Origin of the sequence: Sphingopyxis sp. Q841 (assembly GCF_052384365.1) — a bacterium.
GTDB lineage: Bacteria > Pseudomonadota > Alphaproteobacteria > Sphingomonadales > Sphingomonadaceae > Sphingopyxis > Sphingopyxis terrae_A.
In genome coordinates this window covers 107,385-114,172 of record NZ_JBQSUM010000004.1, presented here as the reverse complement: position 1 = coordinate 114,172, position 6,788 = coordinate 107,385, and the positions used below count along the sequence as shown (strand labels likewise).

Here is a 6,788-nt window from a genome sequence, read left to right as displayed (position 1 = left end):
CTGCTTCGCTTCATTACGTCCGACTCCTTCGCGCCGGACTCTACTCAAAATCGGTCACATTTCAGGGGAGCACGTCACCAGCTTTTCGATCCAATTTTTCGTGTCGCCCAGATAGCGATCAGCGGAATACCCGACCCGATATAACGGGGCGCCTCCAATAGGGACCTCGATCGCCTCGTAAGTGATATTGGTCAATCGCCCAGCGAGCACGCGGCTCGCCACGTGACAGTCATGCGTATGAATAAACGCAGGCATACCCGTAATTATCCGCTGCTCCTTCGGCCAGAGATGGAAGCGCCATTCCTCGTCATCATCGCGGGCTAGCAACGCCACATAAAACCCGTGCGGATGCCGTAAGCAAGGCAGGTTTTGTTCAGCGAGCCAGTCTCGGATTTCTCCCATGGCTTCGTCGACGGAACAATCGTTCGAGATAATAGACGACAGGATACTCGTTCGATCATGAGGCATACGGTGACTGTGCTTTCGTAGCTGCCCTAGCCGCAATTTCCGAACTGGCCGTTACAACATCTGATCCAAATAGCTCGCTAAGCGAAACGGGCAGCACGCCACCAGAGGACGAGACCACGCGCTCAGACTCATCGAACACCCATCGAAGTTCGGCACTGTACGCCGCAAACTCTGGCTGCCCTCTATGGTAGCGGTAGGCAGCGTCGTTTGGGTCCTCCCGTGTCACTATCAAGGCATCAGCTGTCCCTTCGATTCTGAACGTCGAAAGCCTGGGGCTTAAATATAAATCTGCGCTTATGAGGCCATTATTCTCGTTAAGGGCCGTTAAAATCGCAAGTATTGTTGCATGAATTTCGGTTCGTACATAACCCGGGCTCCATGTATTCCGATCAAATGAAGCCGATTGCCGATATCGAGAGTAGCGCGCGCACAAAGATTCGTTCCGAAAATCAAGAAGTGCAACTTCGAGACGAAGAGGAGCGCGAGAAGTGCGCGCCTTCTCGATAATGATAGGAAGTATACTTGCGCGAAAATGTCTGCCAGTTCGAACGAAAATCTTGTACTCTGTTCCATGTCGGGCAAGTTCTGTAAGGCTACTAGAAATGTCCTTTGGGAACAGGTAGGACTGCATCAAAACCTTACTAGGGTCAGAAAAAAAGTACCAAAGATACAATCCGGACAGCAGCGCAAAGACACCGGCGGCAGGCACCGAAATCAGTAAGTTGACGAAGGCATTCCATACCGGAGTTTCCGGTACATTGTGAGCGACCAGCAATGCTAGCAGCGAACCCACCACTAGAACCAGCACGGTGGCGAGTACAAATGCTCGCCTCTGCGAGCGGGAGCCAAGAATCGTGGCCAAATCCATGGCAGTTGGAGGTTTTTCGTTGATCATTCGTATCCGCCTTTTCCTCATACCTAAGGGCCCAGCGCTTTCTACGCCAGCGCGTTGATGGAGCTAGCTGGAATCGAAACCCGCGCTTGACGGAGGGCGGGGAAGGGCGAGCTTTTTTTGCAGCCATACAGCGGAACGTCTGCTATCCGCTTTTTGGAACCAAAACCCGCCTAGCCGCAACCAGCCCTCCCCTTAGCCCGCGCGTTTCCCTTTGTGGCCATTTTGGCCGCAGGAGAACGATCATGGGTAGATCAGAATTCGACTATTTACCTCCACGACCGGCGTGGAATGCTGGTCGAAAGGTAGGTGCAAAGCGGCCGTTAAAGCCACGGCAGATCTGGGCAATTCGCTTCCACTTGGATCGAGAGCATCGACTTCGAGACCGGGCGCTGTTCGATCTCGCAATCGACAGCAAGTTGCGAGGCTGCGATCTTGTGAAGATCAAGATCGGTGATCTCGTCGCCGGCGGTGAGTTGAGAACGCGGGCGATGGTGATCCAGCAAAAGACCAATCGACCAGTTCAATTCGAAATCATGTCGGATGCTCGCGGGAGCCTATTGGCATGGCTCGAGCGGCGCGGTGGATCGATCGAGGATTTTGCGTTCCCGAGCCGGGTTGACCACTCTGCTCATATGAGCACGCGTCAATATGCCCGTCTCGTCGATGAATGGGTCACGGCCGTTGGCCTCCGAAGCGAGGATTATGGGACGCATTCGTTACGCAGAACAAAGGCGTCGATCATTTACAAGGCGACCGGCAATTTGCGTGCTGTGCAGATTCTGCTGGGTCACACCAAGATTGAGAATACTGTGCGATATCTCGGCGTCGATGTGGAAGATGCGCTAACACTGGCGGAAGGCATCGAAGTCTAACCGTCAAATCTCGATATCCTAGAGAGCGAGCGATCTTGATTTTCTCGGAACGTCCGCTCTCTCTGCTTGCTCCCCGAAAGCCGACTGTCTCCAACCGGCCAGTCAAACTCATTGACCGCCCCCCGGCTGGTTCGCTTCCCCCGCTCCGCATCTGCTAACTTCAGGCCTAAAAATCCTCGGGCGATAATAAAGTTGTCTGTCGCGTTGCGCGATGGAGTGGAAAAGAAAATATTAGACAATCACAGCGAACAATGGCAGAAGAGTTACACGGACTGAATCATGAATTCAGATGCGCGGTGGAACCGTGTGGGTCCGAAATCAAGCGGATGTAATTTGAAAAATCATTTCAAATACATAGGTTTAACCTAATAAAACCACCCTGTCCGCCATCGCCGCACGCGCCTAACGCGCGTCGTGAAATATGATGCCGAGCGTTAAGCGCTCGCCTCTGCGAATTTCGCTGACGCCGTGGCGCATTTTGACGCGGTAGGTGCCGCGTGTTCCGGCTCGCGGTGCTTCGTTGACCGCGAACACGACCGCGTCACCCATCCGTAGCGGCACGACATGTGCGCGCGACTGCATTCTCGGGCGCTGTTCGGTCAGGACGAATTCGCCGCCGTCGAAATCGACTTCCGGCTCGGACAGCAGGACCGCCACCTGAAACGGAAAATGGAGGTCGCCGTAAAGATCCTGATGGAGGCAATTATAGTCGCCGGCGCGGTACCGTAGCAGCAGCGGCGTCGGCCGAACCTGACCCGACGCGTGGCAAAGGCGTGTGAAGGCCGACAGATCGGCGGGAAAGGAGGCGCTCGCTCCCAAACGCGCCGCCCATCGGTTCGCAAGCGGCGCCAGGCTTTCATACAGGCGCTGCCGCAACCGTTCGAGGACAGCGGGAAAGGGATAAGCAAAGTAGCGATATTCGCCGCGGCCGAAACCATGACGCTGCATCGTCACCGTGCTGCGAAAGCGCTCGTCGGCGTCGAACATCGCGCAAAGATCGGCGCAATCGGACGGGGTGAGCAGCTTCGGAAGCCGGTGCCACCCCTGCCCTTCCAGATCAGATTCAGGCTGCGGCGTCCGTATTTCCGGTTCGGCGGTCATTGGCATTCTTCCCCTTCGTCGTGCGGTGAGAGGCGGCGAATAGCGGGACCGTGCATCCGATCCGTTCCGTTTCTTGCGGCCAAAAGCCGGCGCGCGACTTTTTTCCAAGGTCGCGCGCGGCGCGCTCCGTCTTGTGTTCGGTTCCGGGCCATCGACCCGGGGGGACATCAAAAGAGGAACTCCATGCGCAAGACCCTGCTGGCATCGACCTGCCTGGCGACGATCATCGCCATGCCTGCATACGCCGAAACGAGCATCACCACCGCGACGACAACGCCGGTCAGCACCTCGACCGTCAAATCGGGCGCAGCCGACGATATCAAGATCGGCTCTGCAGGCTCGATCAAGCCGACGAGCGGCACGGCGGTCACGATCGACAGCAACAACAAGGTCACCAACGACGGCACGATCCAGATCACCAATTCGGACGGCGCGCGCGGCATTTTTGCCAATGCGGGCGTGACCGGCACGATCACCAATTCGGCGACCGGCAAGATCATCATCGACGAAAGCTATACCCCCACCGACATCGACAATGACGGCGATCTCGACGGGCCCTTTGCGGTCGGATCGAACCGCGTCGGCATCGCAACCGGCGGCGCCTTTACCGGCAATATCGTCAACAGCGGCGAAGTGACGGTCGAGGGCAATGATTCGGCGGGCATCCGGCTTGGCGGACCGCTCACCGGCAATTTCACGACCGACGGCAAGGTATCGGTCATCGGCGACCGCGCACTCGGCGTCGGACTGCAGGATGTCACCGGCAATGTCCGCCTCGCCGGCACGATTACCGCGCAGGGTGTGGATGCAGTCGCCGCGCGGCTTTCGGGCAACATCAACGGCGCGCTTGTCGTGCAGGGCACGCTCACCGCCACCGGCTATCGCTACACGGCGGCGCCATCCGACCCGGCGAAGCTCGACGCCGACGATCTGCTGATCGGCGGCCCGGCGCTGTCGATCGAAGGCGATGTCAGCGGCGGCATCGTCCTGGCTGTCCCGCCCAAGGACACGAACGCTGCCGACAAGGATGAGGACAAGGACGGCATCGACGACGACAAGGAAGGATCGGCGGTCGTCCGCTCCTTCGGTTCGGCCCCCGCGATGCGGATCGGCTCGGCGGACCGCGACATCGCGATCGGTGCCGTTGCCGGAACGGGAACCGGCTTCGGCCTGATCATCGACGGTTCGGTGCAGGGAAACGGCCTTTATGCGGGCAAGGACGCGACGGCGATCCAACTCGGCGGCATGGGGCATAATGTTACCATCGCCGGCGGCGTGGGTATCAGCGGCAGCGTTCAAGCCACGTCGAAGGATGCGTCGGCAACCGCGATCCGCGCCGGTGCGGGAACGATCACGCCGGAAATCCGCAACGCGGGCAAGATCGAGGCGACGGGCGGCAGCAGCGCGACCTCGTCGATCACCGGCATCCTGGTGGAAGCGGGCGCCGACGTGGCGCTGATCCGTAACAGCGGGTCGATCTCGGCCAAGGCCGGCGGCGATGCCGCGACCGCGCGCGCGATCGTCGATCTGTCGGGCAATGTCGACATGGTCGAGAACAGCGGCGCGATCAGCGCCAGCGGCGCGCTCGCGTCGTCGGATCGCAATGTCGCGATCGACCTGTCGGCCAACGGCGGCGGTGCGACCGTCAAGCAGACGGCGGTTGCATCGGGTGTCACCGCGCCGTCGATTACGGGCGACGTCCGCTTCGGTACCGGCAACGATATCTTCGACATCGCCGACGGTTCGGTGAAGGGGAACAGCTATTTCGGCGCCGGCGACAACCGCCTCGCGCTGTCTGGCGACGCCACCTATGCCGGCAATGCGCGCTTCGGCAGCGGCAATGACACGATGGCGCTGACGGGAACGTCGGTGTTTACCGGCAATGCCGACTTCGGCGGCGGCACGGACATCTTGTCGATCGGCGGCACCGCCCGCTTTGCGGGGCAACTCGCCAATGCGCAGGGTCTTGCGGTGTCGGTCGACGGCGGCACCTTCGACATTGCCGGCGCGGCCACCATCTCGTCGCTCGCGGTGACCAACAAGGGCATCGTCGCGGTCACGCTCGACAGCGGCAGCACCGGCACGGCGTTGCAGGTGACCGGCACGGCCAGCTTTGCCGCCGATTCCAAGTTGGCGCTGAAGCTGTCGAGCATCGAGGATGCCGAGGGTGACCACGTCGTCCTGACGGCAGGAACGCTGACCGGCGCGGACAATCTGACGGCCACATCGACGCTCGTGCCCTTCCTCTACAAGGGCACGCTGACCTCGACGGCGAACGAGCTGCGCGTCAACATCGCGCGAAAGAGCACGAGCGAGCTTGGCCTCAACCGGTCGCAGGCGTCGGCGTTCAACGCGGTCGTCGATGCGCTTTCGGCCGACCAGGTGGTCGAAGGCGTCTTCCTCGACATCGTCGATGGCGACCAGTTCCGCAATCAGCTCAACCAGATGCTGCCCGAACATGAAGGCGGCGTCTTCGAAACCGTCACCTCGGGCTCGCGCGCGCTCGCACGCTATCTGCAAGACCCCAACGCGCCGTTCCAGGACGAGGGCAAATGGGGCTATTGGGTCAACCAGGCCGTATGGGGCACGTCGAAGAGCATCGGCGATACCGCGGGTTATGATGTCAGCGGCTGGGGCATTTCGCTCGGCGCCGAGATCAAGAGCGGCATCGGCAATTTCGGTGCGTCGGCGGCCTTCCTCAGCGGTAAGGACGGCAACAGCAGCAACGACAGCGAGGTCAGCTCGACCCAGTGGGAAGGCGCGCTCTACTGGCGCCTGAATTCGAACGACTGGCTGGCCCATGCGCGCGTTTCCGGCGCTCCGATCCGGCTCAAGGGCACACGCGTGTTCAGCGCCGAAGCCGGTGCCGAGGATATTCGCGAAACGATGCGCGGCAAATGGGATGCGACGCTGTGGTCGGCATCGGGCTCGATCGCGCGCGACGCGCAGCTTGGCGGGATCAGCTTCCGGCCCACGCTCGCGGTGGATTATTTCAAGCTCAAGGAAGACGGCTATGCCGAAACCGGCGGCGGTGACGCGCTCGATCTGACCGTCGCCGGCCGCAGCAGCGACGAATTGTCGGTCAGCGGCACCGTCGCGCTTGGGCTCGAGTTCGGGGGCGCCGACGAATATGACGGCTGGACACGCTTCGAAATCGAAGGTGGCCGCCGCCAGATCGTCAGCGGGTCGCTGGGTGCGACGGTCGCGTCGTTCAAGGACGGCACGCCGTTTACCCTGGTCCCCGATGATCGCACGAGCGGCTGGGTCGGCCGCATCCGCGGCATCGTCGGCAATTCGGCCTTTCAGGCCGGCGCCGAAGTGTCCGCGGAAGAACAGCAAAGCCATATCGGCTGGGCGTTCCGTGCAAGCCTGCGCGTCGGCCTCTAAGCCCCCCATCGGGGCCGGTCGCAGCCGCAAGGGGGAGGCACTCCCTACCCCCGCCTCCCCCTTGC

At 60.7% G+C, this 6,788-nt stretch carries 5 protein-coding genes; 2 read left to right on the top strand and 3 right to left on the bottom strand.

The features are described from left to right. Window positions 1–54: 54 nt before the first annotated feature. Together ACT17R_RS16645 and ACT17R_RS16640 are read right to left on the bottom strand one after the other, a co-directional pair. Window positions 55–468, bottom strand: a complete 414-nt coding sequence (locus ACT17R_RS16645; RefSeq protein WP_444809848.1) for a hypothetical protein — start codon at window positions 466–468, stop codon at window positions 55–57. Then, on the bottom strand, window positions 458–1,363 hold the full coding sequence (locus ACT17R_RS16640; RefSeq protein WP_444809847.1) for a hypothetical protein: 906 nt from the start codon (window positions 1,361–1,363) through the stop codon (window positions 458–460). Before ACT17R_RS16640 ends, ACT17R_RS16645 begins: the two co-directional genes overlap by 11 nt. 242 nt (window positions 1,364–1,605) lie before the next feature. Between ACT17R_RS16640 and ACT17R_RS16635 the strand changes: the two genes are divergently transcribed. Beyond that, window positions 1,606–2,235, top strand: a complete 630-nt coding sequence (locus ACT17R_RS16635) for a tyrosine-type recombinase/integrase (RefSeq protein WP_033073847.1) — start codon at window positions 1,606–1,608, stop codon at window positions 2,233–2,235. A 402-nt stretch (window positions 2,236–2,637) separates the two neighbouring features. Here ACT17R_RS16635 and ACT17R_RS16630 read toward each other — a convergent pair whose 3' ends face one another. Beyond that, window positions 2,638–3,336, bottom strand: a complete 699-nt coding sequence (locus ACT17R_RS16630) for a 2OG-Fe(II) oxygenase (RefSeq protein ID WP_186401722.1) — start codon at window positions 3,334–3,336, stop codon at window positions 2,638–2,640. A 183-nt stretch (window positions 3,337–3,519) separates the two neighbouring features. On the opposite strand from ACT17R_RS16630, the gene ACT17R_RS16625 reads away from it, so the two are divergent. After that, window positions 3,520–6,723, top strand: a complete 3,204-nt coding sequence (locus tag ACT17R_RS16625; RefSeq protein WP_234178968.1) for an autotransporter outer membrane beta-barrel domain-containing protein — start codon at window positions 3,520–3,522, stop codon at window positions 6,721–6,723. The last annotated feature ends 65 nt before the right edge of the window (window positions 6,724–6,788 follow it).

Bases quoted from the DNA above. Each gene is read 5' to 3' on its own strand.
- ACT17R_RS16645 (WP_444809848.1), bottom strand. From the start codon at position 468: ATGCCTCATGATCGAACGAGTATCCTGTCGTCTATTATCTCGAACGAT.
- ACT17R_RS16640 (WP_444809847.1), bottom strand. From the start codon at position 1,363: ATGATCAACGAAAAACCTCCAACTGCCATGGATTTGGCCACGATTCTT.
- ACT17R_RS16635 (WP_033073847.1), top strand. From the start codon at position 1,606: ATGGGTAGATCAGAATTCGACTATTTACCTCCACGACCGGCGTGGAAT.
- ACT17R_RS16630 (WP_186401722.1), bottom strand. From the start codon at position 3,336: ATGACCGCCGAACCGGAAATACGGACGCCGCAGCCTGAATCTGATCTG.
- ACT17R_RS16625 (WP_234178968.1), top strand. From the start codon at position 3,520: ATGCGCAAGACCCTGCTGGCATCGACCTGCCTGGCGACGATCATCGCC.